The organism is Nonomuraea sp. NPDC050643, assembly GCF_040654715.1.
Lineage (GTDB): Bacteria > Actinomycetota > Actinomycetes > Streptosporangiales > Streptosporangiaceae > Nonomuraea.
The window spans coordinates 19,729-43,398 of sequence record NZ_JBFAIM010000086.1; the positions used below are offsets into that span (position 1 = coordinate 19,729).

17 protein-coding genes are annotated in these 23,670 nt (G+C 70.9%); 9 read left to right on the forward strand and 8 right to left on the reverse strand.

Annotated features, from left to right (window positions below):
- Positions 1-459 precede the first annotated feature (459 nt).
- Together AB0I15_RS58525 and AB0I15_RS58530 are read left to right on the forward strand one after the other, a co-directional pair.
- Positions 460-1,026, forward strand: coding sequence for a hypothetical protein (locus tag AB0I15_RS58525; protein ID WP_358117648.1), 567 nt, complete (start codon positions 460-462; stop codon positions 1,024-1,026).
- A gap of 62 nt (positions 1,027-1,088) precedes the next feature.
- Positions 1,089-2,423 (forward strand): AarF/UbiB family protein, encoded by a 1,335-nt coding sequence (locus tag AB0I15_RS58530; protein WP_358117642.1) that lies wholly within the window; start codon positions 1,089-1,091, stop codon positions 2,421-2,423.
- Positions 2,424-3,266: 843 nt separating this feature from the next.
- Here the strand turns inward: AB0I15_RS58530 and AB0I15_RS58535 are convergent.
- Positions 3,267-3,896 (reverse strand): TetR/AcrR family transcriptional regulator, encoded by a 630-nt coding sequence (locus AB0I15_RS58535; RefSeq protein ID WP_358117568.1) that lies wholly within the window; start codon positions 3,894-3,896, stop codon positions 3,267-3,269.
- A 68-nt stretch (positions 3,897-3,964) separates the two neighbouring features.
- Here AB0I15_RS58535 and AB0I15_RS58540 point away from each other — a divergent pair, with 68 nt between their 5' ends.
- On the forward strand, positions 3,965-4,567 hold the full coding sequence (locus tag AB0I15_RS58540; RefSeq protein WP_358117572.1) for a hypothetical protein: 603 nt from the start codon (positions 3,965-3,967) through the stop codon (positions 4,565-4,567).
- Between the two features lie 833 nt (positions 4,568-5,400).
- Here AB0I15_RS58540 and AB0I15_RS58545 read toward each other — a convergent pair.
- From AB0I15_RS58545 to AB0I15_RS58560, 4 genes are all read right to left on the reverse strand, one after another.
- Positions 5,401-5,670, reverse strand: a complete 270-nt coding sequence (locus AB0I15_RS58545) for a WhiB family transcriptional regulator (RefSeq protein WP_195902416.1) — start codon at positions 5,668-5,670, stop codon at positions 5,401-5,403.
- Positions 5,671-5,795: 125 nt separating this feature from the next.
- Positions 5,796-6,062: a hypothetical protein gene (locus tag AB0I15_RS58550; RefSeq protein ID WP_358117575.1), complete on the reverse strand. Its 267-nt coding sequence runs from the start codon at positions 6,060-6,062 to the stop codon at positions 5,796-5,798.
- 113 nt (positions 6,063-6,175) lie between these two features.
- Positions 6,176-7,045: an acyl-CoA thioesterase II gene (gene tesB, locus AB0I15_RS58555; RefSeq protein ID WP_358117577.1), complete on the reverse strand. Its 870-nt coding sequence runs from the start codon at positions 7,043-7,045 to the stop codon at positions 6,176-6,178.
- 88 nt (positions 7,046-7,133) lie between these two features.
- Positions 7,134-9,176, reverse strand: a complete 2,043-nt coding sequence (locus AB0I15_RS58560) for an ATP-dependent DNA helicase UvrD2 (protein ID WP_358117580.1) — start codon at positions 9,174-9,176, stop codon at positions 7,134-7,136.
- A gap of 283 nt (positions 9,177-9,459) precedes the next feature.
- Here AB0I15_RS58560 and AB0I15_RS58565 point away from each other — a divergent pair, with 283 nt between their 5' ends.
- Both AB0I15_RS58565 and AB0I15_RS58570 read left to right on the forward strand, forming a co-directional pair.
- Positions 9,460-10,320: an alpha/beta hydrolase gene (locus AB0I15_RS58565; protein WP_358117583.1), complete on the forward strand. Its 861-nt coding sequence runs from the start codon at positions 9,460-9,462 to the stop codon at positions 10,318-10,320.
- A 68-nt stretch (positions 10,321-10,388) separates the two neighbouring features.
- A complete protein-coding gene (locus AB0I15_RS58570) occupies positions 10,389-10,637 on the forward strand; it encodes a mycoredoxin (RefSeq protein ID WP_358117585.1) in 249 nt (82 codons plus the stop codon).
- Positions 10,638-10,641: 4 nt separating this feature from the next.
- Here the strand turns inward: AB0I15_RS58570 and nudC are convergent, their stop codons facing one another.
- Positions 10,642-11,616, reverse strand: coding sequence for an NAD(+) diphosphatase (gene nudC / locus AB0I15_RS58575; protein WP_358117588.1), 975 nt, complete (start codon positions 11,614-11,616; stop codon positions 10,642-10,644).
- A gap of 228 nt (positions 11,617-11,844) precedes the next feature.
- Between nudC and AB0I15_RS58580 the strand changes: the two genes are divergently transcribed.
- Genes AB0I15_RS58580 through AB0I15_RS58595 form a run of 4 tightly spaced genes read left to right on the forward strand, consistent with a single transcriptional unit; the run spans position 11,845 to position 16,951 of the window.
- Complete coding sequence (locus AB0I15_RS58580; RefSeq protein ID WP_358117591.1) at positions 11,845-12,897, forward strand: ATP-grasp domain-containing protein; 1,053 nt, start codon at positions 11,845-11,847, stop codon at positions 12,895-12,897.
- Positions 12,894-14,354: an IucA/IucC family protein gene (locus AB0I15_RS58585; RefSeq protein ID WP_358117593.1), complete on the forward strand. Its 1,461-nt coding sequence runs from the start codon at positions 12,894-12,896 to the stop codon at positions 14,352-14,354. The genes AB0I15_RS58580 and AB0I15_RS58585 overlap by 4 nt, the downstream gene beginning before the upstream one ends.
- Entirely contained in the window at positions 14,355-15,887 is a 1,533-nt protein-coding gene (locus AB0I15_RS58590; RefSeq protein WP_358117596.1) for an IucA/IucC family protein, read from the forward strand. It begins immediately after the preceding gene.
- A complete protein-coding gene (locus AB0I15_RS58595; protein WP_358117599.1) occupies positions 15,884-16,951 on the forward strand; it encodes a type III PLP-dependent enzyme in 1,068 nt (355 codons plus the stop codon). Before AB0I15_RS58590 ends, AB0I15_RS58595 begins: the two co-directional genes overlap by 4 nt.
- Here the strand turns inward: AB0I15_RS58595 and AB0I15_RS58600 are convergent.
- Both AB0I15_RS58600 and AB0I15_RS58605 read right to left on the reverse strand, forming a co-directional pair.
- Positions 16,911-20,192 (reverse strand): ATP-dependent DNA helicase, encoded by a 3,282-nt coding sequence (locus AB0I15_RS58600; protein WP_358117601.1) that lies wholly within the window; start codon positions 20,190-20,192, stop codon positions 16,911-16,913. The genes AB0I15_RS58595 and AB0I15_RS58600 overlap by 41 nt on opposite strands.
- The gene (locus AB0I15_RS58605) at positions 20,186-23,440 is read right to left on the reverse strand and encodes an ATP-dependent DNA helicase (RefSeq protein ID WP_358117603.1); all 3,255 of its coding nucleotides are present in this window, start codon (positions 23,438-23,440) and stop codon (positions 20,186-20,188) included. Before AB0I15_RS58605 ends, AB0I15_RS58600 begins: the two co-directional genes overlap by 7 nt.
- Between the last annotated feature and the right edge of the window lie 230 nt (positions 23,441-23,670).

The following is a 23,670-nucleotide window of genomic DNA, read 5'->3' on the forward strand; positions in this document are numbered from 1 at the left end:
CAAGCAGACGCAGTTGGCAGGCGCGCCGGCACCACAGGCCGGACTGACGCAACAGGCAGGGGCGTTGGCGGCACGAGCCGGACTGATTCGGTCAGCCGGGGTGCTGGCGGCACCGGCCAGGCTGATTCGGTTGGCAAGGGTGCCGCTGCTTCGGCGAAGAGAACCTCTCCCACCGCCCCGCCGGCCAGTTCCTCGAAAACGCCCGACACCGCATCCCGTCCCGGAGCTTCGGCAAGGGCGCAGCCTGCGGTTTCCCCGTCCGCAGTTTCCCCGCCCGCCACCTCGCCCCGGAGGCCGTCCGCCACCGCCTCGCCTCCAACCGCATCGCCGGCCGCCCCGTCCGCCGCCCCACGGCCTGGCGCCTCACCCAGGTCGTCCTCTGTGCCTTCCTCGCCTGGTGGTTCGGTTCCGATGTCCTCCCCTCATGCCCGTCCTGGTGCTCCCTCCAAGGGAGCGCCTTTGCCGGGGTCCTTCGATGATGTCGAGGACGAGGAGTATGGGGAGCCGATCAGGCCGACGGTGAACGCGCTGGCTGGTGGGACGTATCTTGGGGACAAGTCGGATCGGCCGGATCTGGTGATCATCGCGCCCGTGCTACCTCTCGACGGGATTCTGATCAATGAGCTGAACTCGTTGCAGATCCCGCATCTCCTGGCGTTCGCGTTCGAGGGGCATGGGACAGTCGGGCCGTTGGTCCTGCCGGGAGACACGGCGTGTCTGCACTGTCTCGACCTCACGCGGCGCGACCACGACCCCTCCTGGCCGATCGTCACCGCCCGGCTGGGGGGCTATCCGCCCGGCGAGATCGCCTGTGACGTGGCCCTCGCGACGGCGGTGGCGGCCGAGGCCGTTGGGCATGCGCTTGGTTATCTTGATGGCCGAGAGTCTGCTGTGACCAACGGCACATTGGACGTAACGCCTGATTGGCGCTGGAAAAGGAGGTCGTGGAAGCTACACCCGCAATGTCGTTGTATGCGAAACAATCCATATTCGCTAAGAATGGTCATGGCACCCAACCGCGACTGACGTGCTCAGAGGACGACCACGAAGGGGGGAAGCGGTATCTCGCCGAGGTTCCGCGCATCAGTGTGAGCGATCTTCCGCGCCGTGCTGTCACGCGCTCCGCCAAACTGGCCGCCCTTCCGCTCAGTTTCGCCGGTCGCGCCGCCCTCGGGCTGGGCAAGCGCATCGGCGGCAAACCGGCCGAGATCGTGGCCCAGGAGGTCCAGCAGCGTACCGCCGAGCAGATCTTCAAGGTCCTCGGCGAGCTCAAGGGCGGGGCGATGAAGCTCGGGCAGGCTTTGTCGATCTTCGAGGCGGCGTTGCCGCAGGAGATCGTCGGACCCTATCGCGCCACGCTGACCAAGCTGCAGGACGCCGCCCCACCGCTGCCTGTGGCCACCGTCCACAAGGTGCTGACCGAGCAACTGGGTGATGACTGGCGGGAGCACTTCCTGTCCTTCGACGACCAGCCGACGGCCGCCGCCTCGATCGGGCAAGTGCACCGAGCCATGTGGCACGACGGCCGGGAAGTGGCCGTCAAGATCCAATATCCGGGGGCGGGGAAGGCCCTGCTCGGAGACTTCGCCCAGTTGGCGCGGCTCGGCAAGATGTTCGGGGTGCTGCTGCCCGGTCTCGACATGAAGGCCGTGCTGAGCGAGCTGCGGGAGCGGGTCGCCGAGGAGCTCGACTACTTCAAGGAGGCCGAGGCCCAGCACGCCTTCGCCCTGGAGTTCAACGGGGATCCCGACTTCCACGTCCCCGACGTGGTGGCGGCGAACGAAATGGTGCTGGTCAGCGAGTGGATGGATGGCACGCCGCTGTCACGCATCATCGCCGAAGGCACCAAGGAGGAGCGCGACCGGGCCGGCCTGCTCTTCGTACGCTTCCTGTTCTGCTCCCCCGCACGGGTCGGGATGCTGCACGCCGATCCGCACCCCGGCAACTTCCGCATGTTGGCCAACGGCAAGCTGGGGGTCCTCGACTTCGGCGCGGTCAACCGGCTGCCCGGCGGCTATCCCAAGGCGTTCGGCAAGCTCACGCGCATCTTCAACCAGGGCGACATGGAGACCGTCACGGCGGGGTTGCGGCAGGAGGGCTTCATCCGCGAGGACATCGACATCGATCCTGACGCGTTGCGCGCCTTCCTGGCGCCGTATGTGGAGCCGACGGCGGTGGAGGAGTTCACGTTCAGCCGGGAGTGGCTGCAGGCTCAGGCGGCCAGTGTTGCCGATCTGCGGCCGACCAACGTGATACGGCAGCTCAACCTGCCGACGTCGTACGTGCTCATCCATCGGGTCCATGCGGCGGGGGTGGGGGTGCTGTGTCAACTGGGCACGACGGCCCGGTTCCGCGACGAGGTGATTCGCTGGGTGCCAGGTTTTGCCGACGATCCCGATGATGAGCCCTTGGCGATCGGATAGCCCTACTCGAAGTTCAGAGGTCTGGGGAGCTGGAGGGTCTGAGGTTCAGGGCATCTGAGGGTCTGGGGCTCAGGGTTCCAGGTTCGGGGTTCGGGGCTGGGCGTTCGGGGTCCAGGGCTGAGGGCTCGGGGCTGAGGGCTCGGGGCTGAGGGCTCGGGGCTGAGGGCTCGGGGCTGAGGGCTCGGGGCTGAGGGCTCGGGTTCCGGGGCTCGGGGCTGAGGGCTCGGGTTCCGGGGCTCGGGGCTGGGGGCTCGGGTTCCGGGCTGCTCTCGCGTTGAGGGGCTGGTCCCGGGTTGAGGGCTGCTTCCGGAATGAAGGGCTGGGAGGCGGGGTGTCGCTGGTTGGCTCAGGTTGCGTCCACGATGGGCCGGGCGGGGGGCTTGGGGTGGGTGCTGCGCGAGCCGGGTGTCGGGGGTGCGCTGGTGTGTGAGCACTTTACGGAATGGGCTGTCGCCGGTGAGCACTTTGTGTAAGCATACGGATGCGAAACGTTACTCTCTCTTGAAGGGAAGCCAATGCGGCGAAACGCTGCCTGCCTGATCGCCAGTAATGGGCTCGGGGTTGTGGGTCGCGTCGTCGTTTGGTGATTCCGTGAGGCTGGCCGCCGTGTGCCTGGGCTGTTGCGATCCGGGGTGGATCGTCGGTGGGGCTCATCGGTGGGTGGCGATTTGAACGAGCTGTTCGTCCGTACCATCTTCGCCAGGTTTCACTCTTCCGCACGAACCTGACGGGGAAGGGCGATGGGCAGTTCGCCGGCGGGAGGGCAGGCCGCTTGCGGAGATTTCCGGGCTCTGCTTGCTGATGCCCTCCCGCCGCCCCCGATCCGCACAGACGGGGCGGGGGTCAGGTCAGGCCGGAGAGGAGGGCTCGCATGCCGTCGGACAGGATGCGTTCGCCTTCCTCGGGTGAATTCAGGAACCAGCCCGGGAGCGGGCTGCGGTGCGAGCAGGTCAGTTCGATGCTGACCAGGCCGTGGATGGTCGTCCAGATCAGGTAGGCCGCGCGGCGCGGGTTCGTCGCATGGATGACGGTGGCTTGGGCTGCCGCTTCGGTGGCCTCGGTCAGGAGGTCGAAGCAGAGGCGGAGGGCGTCCTCGCGCTGCTGCGGCGAAGGGTCGAAGTCGGGGAGCGGGCGCTCGAACATCAAGGCGTACAGGGCTGGGTCCGACAGGGCGAACTGCCTGTAGCCGTGTGCGACGGCCATGATGCGGGCCACAGGATCCGACCGGCCGTCCAGAGGTGTGGTCATCGCCTCGTGGAGGAGGCGGAAGCCGTACTGGTAGATGGCTTCCAGGAGGGCGGTGCGGCCGCCGAAGCAGGTGTAGATGCCCATCGTGGAGGTGCCGGCGGCGTCCGCGATGCGGCGGAGGGTCAGGTTGACGGCGCCCTGTTCGCGCAGGACGCGCATGGCGGCGTCGAGCAGGGACTGGCGCAGTGCGCCGAGTTCTTTCGGGGTGCTTACGGCTCTCGCCACGCTCTCACCATATCTGGCGATAACGCGCATCATAACAAGCGCTATCGTCGAGAGAAGGGACCATCGACATGCGTGTTCTTCGGGTCGCGGCGGCGGCGGGGTTCGTGTGCGCCGTGCTGCTCGTGGTCAACTCCGCGCGTCGCGCCGGCTTTCTGCCGGAGACGGCGTTCACGCACGCCATCGCACCGTTCGGTGCGTTGACGGGATTACTCGCGATCACCGGGATCTATCTGGCCATCCGTCCCCGGGCCGGAACGCTCGGGCTCGTCGGGTACGTGCTCAACTCGGCCGGGCTGGCCGGGGCGTTCGCGATCGAGTACACGCTGCACTTCGTCTTTCCCTACCTCGGCGGCCCGACAGTGAGCGGGCTGCTGGCCGGGGGCACGGGGAGGGCGTTTCTGGTCACGTCGGTCGTCCTGCTGGCGGGGGTGCTGACGTTCAGCGCGGCGGCGGTCAGGAGCGGGGGAATGCCTGTGGTGGGAGTGCTGATGTACGCGGCGGGGATGGTTCCGGGGGCGTTGCGGAATGTGGTGCCGCTGCCGGTGTACTTGTCGGGACTGGTGATCGCCGCGGCTGGGGTGGCCTGGATGGCGGTACGGCTCTGGAACGCGGAGGAGGACCTGGAGGTGGTGGCGCCAGCGGCGCGGCCTGGAGTGCGGTCTACCGGGTGAGGGCTTCGACCGCCATGCCCGACTCTCCAACGGCCAGGGTGCCCGGTGCGCCGGTAAGTGGCATGCGGTCAGTGGGCGGGAATGTACGTGCTCCGCCCGGTGAGTGGCATGCGGCTCGCGGATGGGAATGTACGTGTTCTCCCTGGTGAGTGGCATGCGGCCCGTGGGCGAGAGAGTGCGTGCCCTGCCCGGTGAGTGACATGCAGTTCGCGGGTGGGAGAGTACGGGCTCTGCCCGGTGAGTGACATGCGGCCCGTAAGCGGGAGGGTGCGTGCTCTGCCCGGTGAATGGCACGCGATTCACGAGCGCGAGTGAGTGAGTGACGTGCGATTCGCAAGCGGAAGGGGCACGGGCAGCACATCGGCTGGGCGGGCGGCTGTGGCATGGCGGATGGGGTGGCGGTTCCGACTGGTGGCGGTTTCGACTGGTCGTGGTCGAGCCGATCGTGGGTCGGCCGGTTGCGGGGCGGGGCGGTGGTCGTTTCGGGCGGTGGTCGTTCTGGGTGGGTGGGGAAAGGGAAAGAGCCGGGCGCTGGTTGCGCCCGGCTCTTTTAGGGGATCTGGTGAGAGATCCTGCGCCGGCGGCAGGATCTCTCAGCTCAGACCTGACGACTCAGGGCCCTGGTGAGGCGCTCGTTCGCCCGCTTGACCCCGCGACGCGCTCGCTCCACGCGACTGACGCGCAGGATGAGGCGTTGTTCCGCGGCCTCTCGATGAAGGGTTTGTATTCGGTCATTGACCAAGTCATGAATCAGATCCGGCACCGCAAGACTCCTCGTCGGGTGAGTGTTCATCGGCTTCTTCGCTTTCTGGTGCGTAGGTGTGCGGTGGTGGTCAGGCAGCGACCGGGTGCTTGCGGGGACGCCCGCGCGGACGCTTGCGGGGAACAACGGTTCCCCGGAGGACGAGCTCGCCGCCCCAGACGCCCCACGGCTCCTCGCGCTCGAGCGCGCGAGCCAGGCAGGCCTTCTGGATCGGGCAGCCGCCGCAGAGCGCCTTGGCGAACTCCACATCTTCCGGCGACTCGGCGAACCACAGGTCAGGGTCGGTACGACAGGGGATCTTGGCTTCGTCGATCAGGTCCATGATCGTCTTCGCCCCCATCTGCTTTCTCCTTTGATCGATCTTTTTGATCTTGTTCGGGCACCTCGTAGGTGGTCGGGGATCACGGACAAACAAGAAGGCCGCGGATCCTGTCTGCGGATCCGCGGCCTGGGGGCTATTCCCGGTCAGGTTATGACCGGAATATCCCTCCAGGGATACGGACCACGCAGTCCACCATTGGTGAGCTGGTTGGCCGGCAGTTCGATACGTGCGATGTAGACAGGAGCTCCTTGCGCCACCGCACCGGAGTGGGCGCGGGCATAGAACGCGGCGGCGGCCTGGCTACGGGCAGACTTCTCCTGCCGCAGCTTGACGGGACCATCGACGAGTCTCACCAAGTCACGGCATGGGGAGGCGAGCCACTTCGTGCTCGGCATCTTGCTGTTGATCACTGGGACTCACCTCCACTCTTGGGATCGTCGGAACAGGAGTGTCCGACTCGCTTGACCATGACCCTAAACCGGGAAGCCGGGAAGGGGCAACATATTTTCTACCTGCGATTTCATCACTTTGTTCGGCGGATCATGGCCTCTTGTACGACCGAGACCACGAGCTCACCCGACGCAGTGAACATCTCACCCCGGGCAAGCCCGCGGGCCCCCGCGGACCACGGGGATTCCTGAGCATAGAGCAGCCAGTCGTCGGCCCTGAAGGGGCGGTGGAACCACATGGCGTGGTCGAGCGAGGCGCCCATGATGTTCGAGGCGCCCCAGGCCATGCCGTGGGCCAGCAGGATCGTGTCGACGAGCGTGAAGTCCGACGCGTACGCCGCCAGCACCACGTGCAGCAGCGGGTCGTCGGGCAGGTCGGCGTGGTAGCGGAACCACACGTTCGTCTCGGCGCTGCGCAGCTCCGGGTTCCTGTGCGCCTCCCAGGTCAGCGGCGAGGCGTATCTCGCGTCCACCGGCCGGGGACGCGAGAGCCAGTCACGCAGCCCGGGGTTGTCGCCGACCAGCTCGTGCATCCGGTCCTGGAACGTCGGCAGCGTCTCGGGGTCGGGCACCGACGGCATCACGGACGCCTGGTGCTCGGCTCCCTCCTCCAGGACGTGGAACGACGCGGACATCGTGAAGATCGCCTTGCCGTGCTGGACGGCCACGACGCGGCGCGTGGTGAAGGAGCGGCCGTCGCGCAGGCGTTCGACGTTGTAGACGATCGGGATGGAGGGGTCACCCGGCCGGATGAAGTAGGCGTGCAACGAGTGCACGTTGCGGTCCTTGGGCACCGTACGGCCCGCCGCGACGAGAGCCTGGGCCGCCACCTGTCCGCCGAAGACGCGCTGGATGCGCTCTTCCGGGCTTCTGCCCCGGAAGATGTCGAGTTCGATCTGCTCCAGGTCGAGTAGATCGAGCAGCTCCTTCAGCGCCTCGTTCACGTGTACGTCCCCTCGTGCCGTCCGATCCTTGGACAAGTGTGACGTGTCAAGCGTTCGTCACCAAAAGTGGCCCGAAAAAGTGGCCCGGTCACTCGCGGCAGAGGGCGAGGACGGCTTCGCCGTACCGGTCGATCTTGACCTTGCCGATGCCGGCGATCGAGCGCAGTTCCTGCTCCGTGGCGGGCGCGCGCTCGGCGATCGCCTGGAGCGTCACGTCGGTGAAGATGACGTACGGCGGCAGCTTCGCCTCCTTCGCCGTGGCCGTGCGCCACACCTTCAGGCGTTCCAGCAGCGCCTCGTCGTAGTCCGCCGGGCACGTCGAGCAGCGGCCCAGCTTCTGCTCGGCCGCGGCCACCAGCGTCTTCGCGCACACGCGGCAGCTCACCGGCGCGGCCACCTGGCGGCGCTCGCGGTTGGCGGGCGCGACGCGCGGCGGCGACGAGGCGCGGCCCGTGAGGCCGTCGAGGAAGCGGGACGGGCGGCGGCCCTTGCGTCCGCCCGGCGCGCGGGCCAGGGCCCAGGAGACGGAGAGGTGTTCCCTGGCGCGGGTGACGCCCACATAGAGGAGACGGCGTTCCTCCTCGATCTGCTCGGGGGTCTCGGCGTAGATGATGGGGAGCATGCCGTCGGTGACGCCGACGAGGAACACGGCGTCCCACTCCAGGCCCTTGGCGGCGTGGAGCGAGGCCAGCGTGACGCCCTCGACGGGCGGCGCGTGCTGCTCGGAGGCGCGCCGCTCCAGCTCCGCCACGTACGCGGGCAGGTCGGCCCCGTCGGCGGCCAGGTCTTCGGCCAGGTCGGCCAGGGCCTTGAGCGACTCCCACTTCTCCCTGGCCTTGCCGCCGCCGGGCGGCGAGGGGGTCAGGCCGATGCCGGCCAGGATCTGGTGGACCTCGGAGGCCAGGGGCTCGCCGGCCGCGGAACGCGCGGCGCCGCGCAGCAGGACGACCGCCTGGCGTACCTCCGGACGTTCGAAGAAGCGCTCCGCGCCGCGCAGGATGTACGGGATGTCCGCCTTGGACAGCGCCTCCTCGTACGCCTCCGACTGGGAGTTGACCCGGAAGAGGATCGCGATCTCGCGGGACGGCACCCCCTTGTCGAGCAGTTTCCTGACGGCTCTGGCCACGCCCGCGGCCTCGGCCGGCTCGTCGTCGTAGTCGGCGAACGACGGCTTGGGGCCCTCGGGGCGCTGCGCCACCAGCTCCAGACGGTGCGGGGACTTGCCCTTGGCGATGACCAGGTTGGCCAGATCGACCACCTGGGGGGTCGAGCGGTAGTCGCGCACCAGCTTGATGACGGCGGCGTCGGGGTGCTCCACCCCGAACCCCGTCAGGTAGCGCGGGCTGGCGCCGGTGAAGGAGTAGATCGTCTGGTTGGGGTCGCCGACCACGCAGAGGTCGTCGCGCCCGCCGAGCCAGGTGTCGAGCAGCAGCTTCTGCAGCGGGTTGACGTCCTGGTATTCGTCCACCACGAAATAGCGGTACTGCTGGCGGATCTGCGCCGCCACCTCCTGGTGCTCGGTCATCACGGCCGCGGTCAGCTCGAGGATGGTCTCGAAGTCGACCAGGTGGCGCTCGCGCCTGATCCGCTCGTAGGCGTCGTAAAGGCGGGCCACCTCCTCCGCCGGGATCGGCGGCGTGCGGTGGTGTTTCGCGGCGGCCGGGACGTAGTCCTCGGGGCCGATCTGGGTGACCTTGGCCCATTCGACCTCGGCGGCGATGTCGCGCAGCTCGGACCTGTCGGGGGTCCTGCGGAGCAGGCGGCAGGCCTCCACCAGGACCGGGAGCTTGGACTCGATGATCGATGGCGCGTCGCCGCCGATCACGCGCGGCCAGAAGTAGGTGAGCTGGCGCAGCGCGGCGGCGTGGAACGTGCGGGCCTGGACGCCGGGGGCGCCCAGCGCGCGCAGGCGCTGGCGCAGCTCGCCGGCGGCGCGCGTGGTGAACGTCACAGCGAGGACGCTCTGGGCGTCGACGACCCCGCTGCGGACCGCGTACGCGATGCGGTGGGTGATCGCCCTGGTCTTGCCCGTCCCGGCGCCGGCCAGCACACACACGGGACCGCGCACGGCCTCGGCGACCGCCCGCTGCTCGGGGTCCAGTCCGATCAGTACGTCGTCCGCGTTGTTCACCCGTGAATCCTCCCAGCCGGTGGCGGTAGAGGACTTTATTCTGACAACATGCGGGCCGGTGTACTGATGGGGAATCTGCAAAACGGGCTGCCGCTACGGCCTCTACCAGGGTCAAGGGTAGGGCGGCAGACTGATGCACAGGTTTCTTGTCAGTAAGTTCACACGTCAACGAGATGCAAAGAACTGGTCTCTTCCCCCACAATGGGGCCCGACCATGTGCTTGGGGGAAAGGAAGACCGTGCGAACTGCGGTTGCCTTGAGCGCGCTCGCGCTCGCTGCCGTTGTGCTCACACCCGTCGCCGCCGGCGCGACGACCAAGGAGCCCACTCCCGCCCCCACCGTGAACAACCCGCTCGACTCCAACGGGCTCGGCGGCCTGTCCATGGAGACGGTCGCGTACGGATCGCACCAGCGTCAGACCATGGACGTCTGGTGGACCCCCGACGGGCAGCAGCGCCCCGGGATCTTCCTCGTGCACGGCGGCTGGTGGTCCAGCGGCGACAAGAAGTACATGAAGGAGATCACCCGCAGCTACGCCGAGCTGGGCTACACGGTCTTCAACCTCAACTACCGCCTGTCCGGCGACGCGGCCTGGCCGGCGCAGCGCGCCGACGCGCTGAGCGCGATCGCGCTGGCGCGCAAGCACGCCGACAGGTGGGCGTTCGATCCCGGTAACTACGTGGTGGTCGGATTCTCGGCCGGTGGGCACATCGCGGCGGCGGTGGGCACGTACGGCGACGGGATCAGCGGGCTCAAGGGCGTGGTGGGGCTGTCGCCGATCATCTCGCCGCTGCGCGCCTACTCCGACGGGGACAAGGCCGTCGACCCCAACAAGCGCAGGCTGCGTACGGCGGCCATCAAGCTGGCCGGCGGCTGCGCGCCCAAGGGCAAGTGCTCGCGGGTCTGGGCCAGCATGGAGGTGGCCTGGCACGCCAGCCGCAAGGACGCGCCGATGCTGACCATCCACTCGCAGGACGAGTTCGTCCCGCCGGTGCAGAGCGAGCTGCTCAAGCAGATGCTCGGTCAGGTGGGGGTGCCGGTGACCGTGTTCACCGCGCCGGGGGCCAATCACAGCTCTCCGCTCTACCGCGTGCCGGGTGTGGCCGAGCGGGTGCAGGCCTGGATCGCCGAGCGCATCGGATAGGGATTAACCGCGAACTGCGCGTTGTTGCACGAAGCGCCCAATTCCTGACCCTGGAGGGATTCCCGAACATGGCGCTCACGGTGTACAGCACCACATGGTGCGGCCCCTGCAAGCGGCTGAAGTCTCAGCTCACCCGCGAGGGCATCAGCTTCGATGAGATCGACATCGAGCGCGACCCCTCGGCTGCCGAATTCGTCATGAGCGTCAACAACGGCAACCAGGTCGTGCCGACCGTCGTGATCGACACTCCCCAGGGCCGTGTCGTGCGCACGAATCCCTCCGCCCACGAGGTCAAGGCCCTGCTCGCAGCGGCCTGACCGATCACCAGTCGCCGGTGAGCGCGCCGCCGTACCAGGTCTCGATGAGGCGGCGCGCTATCGACACCGGAGGCGGCAGGCGCAGCTCGCCCGACTCCAGGGCCCCCGCCAGCTCCTCCCGGGAGAACCAGCGGGCCTCGGCGATCTCCTCCGCGTCGGGGACGAGGGCGGTCGTCGTGGCCTCGGCGAAGAAGCCCAGCATGAGGCTGCGCGGGAACGGCCAGGGCTGGCTGCCCAGATAGCGCGGGCTGGTGACGATGACGCCGACCTCTTCGGCGACCTCGCGCACGACCGCGGCCTCGAGCGACTCCCCCGGCTCCACGAACCCCGCCAGGATCGACAGCCGCCCCTCGGGCCACTGCGGCCCGCGAGCGAGCAGGCAACGGTCGGCCGCGTCGCGGACCAGCATGATGACGGCCGGATCGACGCGCGGGAAGTGCTGGCTGGAGTCCTGCGGGCAGACGCGGATGTGGCCGCCCGCCTGAACCTCCGTGCGCGAACCGCAGCGCGGGCAGAACTCGTGGGTGGTGTGCCAGGCCTCCAGCGCCACGGCGTAGACCAGCAGCCCCGCCTCCCGGTCGCCGAGCAGCCCCCCGACCTGGCGCAGACCGGCCGCCACGGGACGGCCCTCGGGCGTGTCGCGCAGGCTCATCGGGATCGTCACCCGGCCGTTGAGGTCGCCCTTGGGGATGCCGGGCAGCGGCGCGGCCACCGCGAAGTAGGCCACCCCGTCTTCGACGCCGAGCAGGTAGCGCTGGCCCTGGGGCGCGTCGGCAGGCGTGAACAGCACCGCCTGCACCTCGTCACCCACGCGGCGCACCAGCGTGTGGCCGTTGTCGATCACCAGGACCCTGGTGGTGGAGTCGGACCATGCCCGCTCCAGCCATCGCGCGTCGGCGCGCAGCGCCGCGGACCTGTCGATGGTGCCGCGTGCGAGAAGCAGCGGTCCGATGAGTTGCTCTTCCGCGGTGCTCTCCACTGCAGCCCCTCCCAAATCCCATGTCATCCTATGACCTCGCGGTTGGCCGCCGATTACGGTATCCGGGCCCCGAGGTGATCTCCCGGGGGCTAAGATCGACGAGTTAGGTTAGCCTTACCTGATTCCTCCGGGGGTGCCTTGGCGTTGCGGCTCTACCTGACCGCACTCAAACCAACCGATTCCGTGACGGACGGCTTCCTGCCGGCGGCTCATGCGCTCGGTTGCGAGGTGACGATCCTGACGGACCGGCCGGAGCGGCATCCGTACGCGGTCGCGTGCGACGTACGGGATCCGCGTGCCCTCATCGACGCCGTCGAGCACCTCGGCAAGCCCGACGCGATCTTCTCCAACTCCGACCACCTGCAGACGGAGACCGCGCTGGCCGCGTCGTACTTCGGGCTGCCGGCCAAGGACTGGCGGGCCTGCGCTGCGGCCAAGAACAAGTTCCTGATGCGTCGTAAGCTCCTCGACGCCGGGATCGAGCAGGTCTTCTCCGTACGGCTCGGGCCCGGCGACCCGGTGCCGGATCTGCCCTGTCCCGTGGTGCTCAAACCACGGGAGGGCGTGGCCAGCGAGGACGTCATGCTGGTCGAACGCGATCTCGCCGGGGCCGTGGCCGAGGTCAGGAAGCGGCGGCCGGGTGAGGCGCTGGTCGTGGAGGAGTACCTCGAAGGGCCGCTGCGAACCCTGGAGACCCTGGGGGACGCGGACGGCGTGCGGGTGCTCGGGGGGTTCGAGACGACGCTGGGGGCGCTGCCGTACTTCGTCGAAGAGCGGCTCGACTGGGCTCCGCGCGACGCGTCGCACGAGCACGTGCTGGCGGCGCTGCGGGCGCTCGGGGTTCGGCTCGGGGCGTGTCACACCGAGTACGTGGTCACCGATCGCGGGCCCCGGATCGTCGAGGTGAACTACCGGGTGATCGGCGACCACTGCGACTTCCTGATGGGCGACATCCTCGGGGTGCCGCTGTTCGAGTGGATCCTGCGGGCGCATCTCGGCGAGCGGGTGCCCGAGCTCCCGGGCGCGTCCGCGTACGGGAGCGCGGTCAGCCTGGTCGCGGACCGGACGGGGACCATCAAGGAGGCCCCCGGGCACGAGTGCGTCGTCAGCGGGGACGTGCGGCTGTGGCATCGGCCGCTGCGGGACGTGGGGGATGTCGTCTCCCTGACGCACACGAACCGGGACTACCTGGGCGTCGTGCGAGCCGTCGGGCCCGACCGGGCGCGGGTGGAGGCGGCCGTCGAGGGCTACCGGGCCGCGCGGCCGTGGGTGGTCGAATGAGCTCTCGGGAGGCGTACCTGGCCGCCCGGGTCCTGAACGCGCTGCTGCGGGAGGACTACGGCGGCCTGGCCTCCCGCGTCACCAGGACCAAGGCCGGGCCGGGGCTCCTGCTCGCGGACGGGCGGTGGGTGCGCCTGGCGCCGGGGGTGCTGTTCCAGGACTTCGTGGTCGCGCCGGACGAGCGGCTGGGTCTGGAGCAGGTGCTGGAGACGCTGGTGGAGGTGGCCGACCCGGCGGACGCCGAAGGGGTGGCGGCCTTCTTCGAGGAGTGCCTGTCGGCGCTGACGGCGCTGGAGCTGCACGACGCGCGGGCGGCCGAGGTGCTGCGCGGCGGGCCCTCGTACGAGACGCTGGCCGCCTTCGTGGATCATCCGGTCTACCCGACGTCGCGCGCCCGGGTGGGGCTGCGGGAGAGCGACCTGCCCGCCTACGCGCCCGAGTTCGCGCCCTCGTTCGAGCTGCGCTGGGCGGTCGTGCCTGGCTCGGACGCGCGGCTGCCCGCCGACGTGCGCCCGCCCGGCCTCGACGCGGCGCTCTTCCCCGTGCACCCGCTCACCGTGGACGAGGTGCGGAAGATCGACGGCGTACGGCTGCTGGACGAGGCCGCCGTCACCGTGCGGCCCACCCTGTCGATGCGGACCGTCGAGGTCTCGCCGCGCGCCCACCTCAAGCTGCCCCTCCCCATCAGCACGCTGGGGGTCAGGAACCGGCGCTCCATCAAGGCGGGGACGCTGGCCGACGGGGCCAGGGCCGAGCTGCTGCTGCGGGAGCTGGCCGACCCGGACGTGGTGCTGGCCGACGAGCAGGCCCACGCGCACGCGGGGCACGAGTACCTCGCGTGGATGGTCAGGCGGCTGCCGGAGGGCACGATCGTGCCGGTCGCCGCGCTGACCGCGCCCGGGGTGCTCGACGAGCTGGGCGACGTGCTGCCGGCCTACCTGCGGCTGCTGCTGCGGTGGAACGTACGGCTCTTCGTCCGCTACGGCGTGGCCCTGGAGGCGCATCAGCAGAACCTCGCCCTGCTCTTCCAGGGTGATCGGATGCGCCTCCTGGTCAAGGACAACGACGGGCTGCTGGCGTCGCCGTCGAGGCTGGCCGCGGCCGGGGTCGGGGTGCCGGGCTTCGCCGACGCGCGGATGCTCAACGACGACCCGCACGCGCTCGCGGACGTGTTCGTCACCATCACGCTGCACCTGGCCGCCGCCGCCGTGACGTTCGGGGCGCTGCCGCACGCCCGGGCCGCCACGCTGCTGCGCGACACGCTGGCCGAGGCGCTCGCCGAGCACGGCGACCATCCCATGGCCAGGCTGCTGCGGGCCAGGACGCTCGACGCGGCCAGGCTCACCGGCAAATCCATGATCACGGCCGGGACGCTCGTCTCGAAGGAGCGATCCGGCGCCCGCGACGTCAACAAGTTCTACGGCATCAGCGGGCCCAACTATCTGAGGAGAGCTTGAATGCACGGACTCGCCATCGACGCGCCTTCCGGCCTGGCCGAGGAGGCGACGCTGGCGGCCCTGCTGCGCTGCTGTGTGCGGGAGGTGGCCGGGCCGCGCGGCCTGGTGTGGCCGGCGCCGCCGTACCTGCTGCTGCGGGTGGCGGGGACGTTGCTGCGGGCCCGCACCCACGGTGGGGCGGCGCTGCGTTTCGACGGCCCGCCGGAGCGGCTGGAGTCCGGCCTCTGGCGGCCGCTGACGACCGACGAGCTGGTCGGGCTGGTCGAGGCCGAGTTGCAGGGGCACAACGGCGAGTTCGCCGGGCAGGTGGCGGCCAGCAGGGAGGCCGTGGCGGCGATCCTGCGGGCCAGGGCCGAGGCGGTGCCGCCCGCCGATCCGTGGCTGGCCTCGGAGCAGGCGCTGGTCTACGGGCACCCGTTCCACCCCAGTCCCAAGGCGCGGGGCGGGTCGGACTGGCTGCGGTACGCGCCCGAGACGCACGCCGAGTTCCCCCTCAGGCTGCTCGGCGTGCGGGAGGACGTGCTGGCGGAGGGCGGCGACGTGTCGGTGCTCGACGGGCTGGGGCGGGCGCCGGGCGGATACCGGGTGCTGCCCGCGCATCCGTGGCAGCTCGAGCTGCTACGGCCCGCGCTCGGGGACGAGCTGGTCGATCTGGGGCCCGGCCCGGTGGCGATGCCGACCTCGTCGGTGCGCACCGTGTACGTCCCGGAGGCCGAGGTCTGCCTGAAGTTCTCCCTGGACGTGCGGATCACGAACTGCGTGCGCAAGAACGCCTGGTACGAGCTCGCCGGGGCCGTGGAGCTGACCGAGCGGCTCCGGCCCGTCTTCGAGGCGATCTCGGCCAGGCATCCGGCCACCGGCTGGCTCCCCGAACCCGGCTACCGGTCGGCCGGACTCGGCACCCGGCTGCACGAAGGGCTCGGAGTGATCGTCAGGGAGAGCCCGTGGGCCGTCTGCTCCCCCGGGGTGACGCCGGTCATGGCCGCCGCGCTGGCCCTCGACGCGCCGGCGCTGGATCCGGTCGCGTGGTGGCGGGCGTACGTGTCGGTGGTCGCGCTGCCGGTGCTGGAGCTGTACTTCGCGCACGGCGTGGTGCTGGAGCCCCACCTGCAGAACGTGCTGGTCGGGCTGGACGGCGCCGGGATGCCGGCGCAGGGCGTGTTCCGCGACCTGGAGGGGACCAAGCTCGTCGCGGGGCGGCACGACCTGTCCGGGTTGCGGGCCGAGGTGGCGGGGGCGCTCACGTACGACGCCGAGCGCGGCTGGGCCCGCGTGATCTACTGCCTGCTCGTCAACCACCTCACCGAGATCGCCGCCACGCTCGCCGGCCAGGACGACGGGCTGCTGCGCAAGCTGTGGCGGGTCGCCCACGACCTGCTCGCCGGCCAGGCCGCCGACCTGGACCGGCCGCCGCCCCTGTCGGACCTGCTCGCGGGCGCGCCGCTGCCGGCCAAGGCGAACCTGGGCGTGCGCTGGGCCAGGGCCGCCGACCGCGCCGCCGGTTACGTGCCGATCGCGAACCCGCTCGCATGATCGGCCCGCGCGTCCAGGAGGCCGCCCTGAGCCTCGCCGGGACTCCCGCCTACCTCTATGACCTGCCCGCGCTGGACGAGCACGTCGCGTCCGTACGGCGGGCGCTGGGGGCCATCGAGCTGTACTACGCCGTCAAGGCCAACCCGGACACCGAGCTGCTGCGCGTGCTGGCCGGGCACGTGGACGGGTTCGAGGTGTCGTCGGCGGGCGAGCACGCGCACGTCACGGCCCTGTTCCCGGACATGCCCGTGGCGCTGGGCGGGCCCGGCAAGACCGACGCCGAGCTGCGGCTGCCGCACCACCGCCTGCACGTCGAGTCCCCGAACGAGCTGCGCCGGCTGCTCGCCACCGGCCTGGAGGCCGACGTGCTGCTGCGGCTCAACCCCGACCTGGCGGTCGAGGACGCGGCGCTGACGATGAGCGGGCCGTTCGGGATGGACGCGGACGGGGTGGCGGAGTGCCTGCCGCTGTTCGGTGACCGGGTGCGGCTGCGCGGGCTGCACACCCATCTGGCCAGCGGCCTGGCGGCGCCCGCGCTGCTGGAGCTGGCGGGGGCGCTGCTGGACAGCGCGTACGAGGAGGTCAACCTGGGGGGCGGCATGGCGGTGTCGTACGCGTCGCCGCAGACCCGGTTCGACTGGGCCGCGTACGGGGCGGGGCTGGCCGGGCTGGGCGCGGGCAGGCGGCTGCGGATCGAGCCGGGGCGGGCGCTGACCGCCTACTGCGGCTATTACGTGACCCGGGTGGTGGACGTGAAACGGGTGCGCGGGCAGGCGTACGCGATCCTGCTGGGAGGCACCCACCACCTGCGCACCCCGGTCACCAAGGGGCACGACCAGCCCTTCACCCTGCTCTCCACGGGCAAGGGCGCGGACGTGGACGGGCAGGTCACGTTCGTGGGCCAGCTCTGCACGCCGAAGGACGTCTTCGCCCGGAACATCGAGACCTCCGTGCGCGTCGGCGACACCGTGGTGTTCGAGATGGCCGGGGCCTACGCCTGGAACATCTCCCACCACGACTTCCTCATGCACCCGAAGCCGGAGTTCCGCCATCTAGGAGCCTGACGCCCTCGATGAGCGCGACCAGGCCGGCCTCGTCCAGCAGGTCGACGGGACGGACGGTCCGGTTCGAGCGTACGTAGTGGAAGGCCGCCCCCACCCGCTCCAGCGGCACGCCCGCCAGGTGCGACCAGGCCAGCCGGTACGCGGCGAGCTGCACGGACGCCGCCTTGGCCGCCTTGCCCCTGGGCGGCTGCCCGGTCTTCCAGTCGACGACCTCGTAGCCGCCGTCGGGCCGCGCGAAGACGGCGTCCATGCGGCCGCGCACCAGCCGGTCGGCGATCATGGTCTCGAACGGCACCTCGAGATCGACCGGCCGCCGGTCGGCCCACTCGCTGCCCTCGAACCGCTCCTGCAGCTCCGCCAGCCGGATGTCGACCTCCTCCGGCTCCTCGTCGAAGAGCTCGAAGTCGTCGATGAGCCGCTGCTGGTCCCAGCGCGTCTCCAGCCACCGGTGGAAGGAGGTGCCCCGGCGGGCCAGCGGCGCGGGCTTGACCGGGACGGGACGGCGGATCCTGCGGGCCAGCTCGCGCGGATCGGTGGCCAGCGTCACCAGCGACGAGACGGTCAGCTTCGCCGGCAGCTCGACGGTCGTGGCGGGCTTGCGGCGGTGCAGCTCCCGCTCGCGCAGCAGCAGGTCGGTGTCGCGCTCCCAGGCGCGCAGGCGCTCCTCCTCGTAGGCCCGCAGCGGCTCGTCGTCCTCCTCGTCGGCCGAGGTGCCCGCGAGAGCGTCCTCGACCAGGCGGGCGCCGTCGAGCACGGATTCGTAGCGCAGCCCCTCGGGGGTGACCGGCCAGATGGCCTCGGCGGGCTCGGCGAGCAGCGGGTTGGTGGCGCCCTCGGCCAGGTCGCCGGCCCAGAACGAGACGCGGTCGGCGGTGTCGCGGATCTCCCGCAGGAAGTCGGACGGCTCGAGGGGCTTGGTGGCGGTGCCCCAGCGGTAGCCGGAGGCGATCAGGTGGTAGTGGGCGCGGGTCACGGCGACGTAGGCCAGCCTGCGCTCCTCGGTCAGGTCGCGCTCGCGGCAGTGCTCGTCGAACGCCGTCAGCTCCTCCTTGCTCAGCCCGCTCAGCCTGGGCAGGTCGGCGGCGTCGCCGCGCAGGGCGTAGGGGAGCTTGCGGGGGTTGTCGGTCCAGCGGCTGTTCATGACCGGCGTGGCGGGGAAGATGCTGCCCGTCGCGATCGTCCCCTTCGAGCTGACGAGCTGCGACAGGCCGGGCACGACCACGATCGGCCACTCCAGGCCCTTCGAGGCGTGCACGGTCATCAGCTTGACGCTGTTGCTCTCGCCGACCCGGCCCGCCTCAAGCCCGAACTCCTCGCTCTCCGCCGCCTGCAGGTAGGCCAGGAACGCCCCGAGCGTCGGGTCCTCGGCATCGCCGGCGAACCTGGACGCCGCGTCGAGGAAGGCGTCGAGGTCGGCCCGCGCCGCGAACGCCCCCGCCGTGCCGCTGCGCGCGGCCACCTCGATGTCCAGGCCGAGTTTGCGCTCGACCTCGGTGATCAGGTCGGGCAGCGGCTGCGCGGTGTGCGCGCGTAGCTGGCGCAACTCCTGGGCGAGCGCGACGAGCCGGGTGCGTGCCAGCGGCGAGAACGACTCCAGCCACTCCTCCCTGTCGGGCAGCTCGTCGAGCGCGTCCACCATGCTGCCGCGCTCGCCGGCCAGGTCGGCCACCACCTGGTCGAGCGGGTCGTCCTCGCGGTGGCTCTCACTCAGCTCACGGGCCAGCTCCCTGGCGTATTCGCCCAGCACCCGCAGGTCGGCCGGGCCGATCCGCCAGCGTGGCCCGGCCAGCAGCCTGGCCAGGGCGTCGCCGGCCGTGGCGTCGTAGAGGACGCGGAGGGTGGCCACGATGTCGTTGACCTCGGGCACCGTGAGCAGGCCGCCCAGGCCGACGACCTCGACCGGGACGTCACGCTCTTCGAGTGCCCTGCGCAGCGCGGGGAACTGCGACCGCTTGCGGGCCAGGATCGCGACGTCCTGGGGCTGGATCGCCAGCGTCTTCTTGCGCTCCTTCTCGCCCCAGGGCAGGCCGTCGGGGGCGACCTCCTGGCCGAGCATCTTGGCGATGCCGTCGGCGATCCACCTGGCCTCGTCTTCGGCGGTCTCGTGGAAGGCGCAGGTGACGCGCCCCCGGTCGACGCGGTTGGGGCCGGGGACGAGGACCGGCACCTCGCGGGCCTCCATCCGCAGCGGAAGCTGGACGCGGGCGGCGACGTCGAGGACACGGTCGCCGTTGCGGAAGCTGACGCTGAGCTGCCTGACCGACGCCGGGTCGCCGGTGCCGGTGCGGAAGTCCCGGGAGAAGCGGCGCAGGTTGCCCGCCGAGGCGCCGCGCCAGCCGTAGATCGACTGGCAGGGGTCGCCCACCGCGGTGACCGGGTGGCCGCCGGCGTAGAGCGAGCGGAGCAGGACGAGCTGGGCGTGGCTGGTGTCCTGGTATTCGTCGAGCAGGACCACCGAGTAGCGGGAGCGCTCCATCTCGCCGACCTCCTTGTGGCGGGAGGCGATCCTGGCGGCCAGCGACATCTGGTCGCCGTAGTCGATGACCTCACGGCCTCTCTTGAGCCGTTCGTACGCCTCCACGAGGGGCAGCAACTGCTCCCTGGCCGCCTGGACGCCGAGCGGCTTGCGCTGGGCCAGCGTGGTGCGGCCGGGGAGCAGGGCGTGCCGGTCGCGCAGCCAGTCGCCCGCCCGGCGTACGTCGGAGGAGACGCGCAGGTGCTCCGACAGCTCGCCCGCCAGCTCCAGCACGGCGGCCGTCACCGAGGGCGGGCCCAGCTCGATCTTGTCCATCGGCCCGTCGTACATCGCCACCACCCGCGACGCGAGCTGCCACGACACCGCCGGCGTGACCAGGCGCATGGTGGGCTCGAGCCCCTCACGCAGCGCGTGGTCGGTGACCAGGCGGGCGGCGTAGGCGTGGTAGGTGGACACCGTGGGCTCGTTGTCGAGCGCCCCCGGCTCCACCAGGCCGTTCTCCGCCAGCCCGTTGAGCCGCTCTCTGACCCGGTTGGACAGCTCGGCGGCGGCCTTGCGGGTGAACGTCAGGCCCAGCACGTTTTCCGGTTTGACCAGGCCGTTGGCGACCAGCCAGACCACCCGGCCGGCCATGGTCTCGCTCTTGCCCGAGCCCGCGCCGGCCATGACGACCATCGGCTCCAGCGGGGACTCGATGACCTCGGCCTGCTCGGAGGTCGGAGGCAGGATGCCGAGCTTGCCGGCGAGTTCGGCGGGGCTCAGCACACCTGGCCTCCGTTGTCGTTGACCGGGCAGCTCGCCCTGGCCGCGCAGGTGCGGCAGCCGTCGTTGACCTTGGCCTGGAAGAACGGGCCCGACATGCCGGTCGCCACCGTGTCGACCAGCTCCGCGGCCCAGCCGGGGTTCTTGTCGTCGGCCAGCGCGCCCTGCTGCTGCTCCAGGGCGTCGTTCTTGCCCGCCGCCTTGCCGAGCTGCACCAGCGCGGCGCCGCCCGGCTCCGTCATGCCGTGCCGGGCGAACGCGCCCAGCAGCGCGGCGAGCTGGTAGACGCCGAGCTGCGGGTGGCGGTCGAGGTCGCCCGCCTTGGGCTTGGAGCCGCCCGTCTTGAGGTCGATGATCACCGCGCGGTTGTCGGAGTCGCGCTCGACGCGGTCGACGCGGCCCTTGATCTGGACGCCCTCCGAGACCATCGCGGTGAACGCCTCCTCCAGGGCCACGAGCTCGCGTGGATTCTCCTTGTGCCAGCGCAGGAACTTGCCGATCATCTGCTCGGCGACCTGGCGCTGCTTGCGGTTGTACCAGACGCCGCCGAAGTCGAGCTCGTTCCAGATGCCGTCGAGGCGGTCGCCCAGGAGGTCTTCGCTGGGCAGGTCGGTGGCCGCCAGGACGGCCAGGGCGTGGATGACGTTGCCCAACCCCTGGGCGGTGCTGGTGCCCGCGGCGCCGACCGCCGTCTCCAGGAGCCAGCGCAGGCCGCACTTGGTGAAGCTCTCGACCGCCGAGGGCGAGATGTTGACGACGCCGCCGGGCCAGCTCAGGGGGCGGTCGTCGGAGATGGGGGTGAGGGCGTACCAGTCGTTGGGGTGGGCGCCCTGAACGCCGGCGGCGGCGAGGCGGGCGAGCTGCCGCGCCGCCTGCTGCCGGACCTTCGCCGGCTTGGTGGGGTCGGTGACCGCGCTGCGAAGGTCGGCGACCAGCGCGGACATGTTCAGCCAGCGGGCCCGGTCGTCCACCGTGGCCGACTCGACCGCGCCCGGCATCAGCTCCGACAGGAACCTGGACGGCCGCTCGTCGGTGTCCTCGCCGCCCACCGCCGTCACCACCAGCTTGTGCCTGGCCCTGGTGGCGGCCACGTAGAACAGCCTGCGCTCCTCGGCCAGCAGCTTGGAGGTCAGCGAGGCGGCGTTCGGCTTGGCCCCCTCGACCACCTCCACCAGGTCCTCGACGCCGAGCAGGGAGCCGCGTAGGCGCAGGTCGGGCCAGACGCCCTCCTGGACGCCCGCCACGACGACGACGTCCCATTCCAGGCCCTTGGAGCGGTGGGCGGTCAGCACGCGCACGGCGTCGCCGTCGGGGGCCCGGTCGGCCAGCGTGTCGCCGGGGATCTCCTGGGCGGCCAGGTCGTCGATGAACACCTCGGGGCCGGCCATGGGCATGCGGTCGACGAACCTGGCGGCATGGTCGAACAGCGCCACCACGGCGTCGAGGTCGCGGTCGGCCTGCGCGCCCCTGGGGCCGCCGGACAGGCTCTGCTCGGTCCAGCGCCGGGCCAGGCCGCTGCCGTCCCAGACGGCCCACAGGAGGTCTTCCGCGGTGCCCTCGTCGCGCACGGCCTCGCGGGCGGCGGCCAGGAGCCTGGCCACGCGTTCGGCGGGGAGGGCTATGTGGGGCTCTATGCGGGTGAGCTCGCGGATGTCCTGGACGGCGGCGACGAGCAGCTCACCGGACGAACGCGCCCCGGCCCGCGTCTCCTCCTCGCCGTCATCGGTCTGACCGTCATCGACCTCGCCGTCATCGACCTCGCCATCGTCGGCCGCCGGCTCGTCGTCGTTCTCGGGCCGCTCGTCCGGGGGCGGCGGGCCCTCTTGCGCCGGTTCGCCGGGGGTGGCGGCCATGGCCTCGTTCTCGGCGATCTTGAGGGCCCGGCGGAGGCGGCGTACGCCGATCATGTCGGTGCCCCCGAGCGGCCCCGTCAGCAGCTCCTCCGCCACCCCCTCGTCGAGCTGGGACGGATCCAGCGCCACCCGCAGCATCGTGAGCAGCGGCCGCACGCCGGGCTCCTGCGCGATCGGCACCTCGTCGCCGGCGATCATCGTCGGCACCCCGGCGTTGGTCAGCGCCCGCCGCAGCAGCGGGACCTGCCGCTTGGCCGAGCGGACCAGCACCGCCATCCGGTGCCACGGCACGCCGTCGATGAGGTGGGCCCGGCGCAGCGTGTCGGCCACGATGGCGGCCTCCTGGCTGACGCTGTCGGCCAGCAGCACGCGCACGCTGCCCGCCGCCGCGTCCGGCAGCGGCACCAGGTCGCGGTGCCCGTGCCGATGGTCGTGCTCGGGCGCGGGGGCCACCGGCAGCCGCTCCGCCACCCGGCGGGACGCCTCCAGCAGGTCGGCCCCGCTCCGGCGGCACACCCGCAGCGCCACCACCGGCGCCTCGCGCCCGTCGAGGCTCTTGAAGCGCTCGGGAAACTTCATGATCCCGTGGACGTCGGCGCCCCTGAACCCGTAGATCGACTGGTCGGGGTCGCCCACCGCGATCAGGTCGCGGCCGTCGCCGGCGAGCTGGGCCAGCAGCAACTCCTGCGCCGGGTCGGTGTCCTGGTATTCGTCCACGAACACCACGTCGTGCGCGGCCCGCTCGCGCTCGAGAACCTCGGGCCTGGACAGCAGCGCACAGGCGGCCCCGATCAGCTCGGCGTAGTCGTAGGTCTCCTCGGGGTCGAGGTCGAACCGGTCCTGGTAGCGCTCGGCGAACCGACCCGCGGCCTCCCAGTCGCGCCGCCCGTGCCTTCTGCCGAGCTCGATCAGCCGCTCGCCGTAGAGCCCGCGCTCGTTGGCCCGGGACAGGAAGTCGCGCAGCTCCTCGGCGAACCCGCGCGTCTTGAGCGGCTCACGCAGCGAGGCGGGCCAGTGGAGCCCGCCGCTCTCCAGCTCACCGTGCAGCAGCCGCCGGATCTCCAGCAACTGCTCGGGCCCGGTGAGCAGCCGCGGCGGCGCCTTCCCCGCCAGCACGGACTCCCGGCGCAGCAGCGCGTAGGCGTAGGAGTGGAAGGTCAGGGCCAGCGGGGTGCGGGTGGTGCGCCGCAGCCGCCCGGTGACCCGCTGCCGCAGCTCCTCGGCGGCCTTGCGGCTGAAGGTGAGGATGAGCACGCGCTCGGGGTCGACCCCGCGCCGCTCGATCCTGTCGACGACGCTCTCGACGATGGTGGTCGTCTTGCCGGTGCCCGGACCTGCGAGAACGAGAAGAGGACCGCCCTGGTGCCCGACCACGGCACGCTGATGCTCATCGAGCACAGGAGGCACATGGGGCCCCCCGCCACCTCTCCGCACCAACCGCCAGGTCTGAGCACTCACAGCACTAGATTCCACCAGACCACAGGGGTAGATCGTGCCGACTTGCCCGGTCTCCCCTAGGGAAACGCTTACGGTATCGAGGGGAAAATCCAGATTCTTTGCGACACGCCGGATTCCATGTTCGCCGACGGCGTCATCGGATCGGCCGACACGATATATCTTGACAGCGC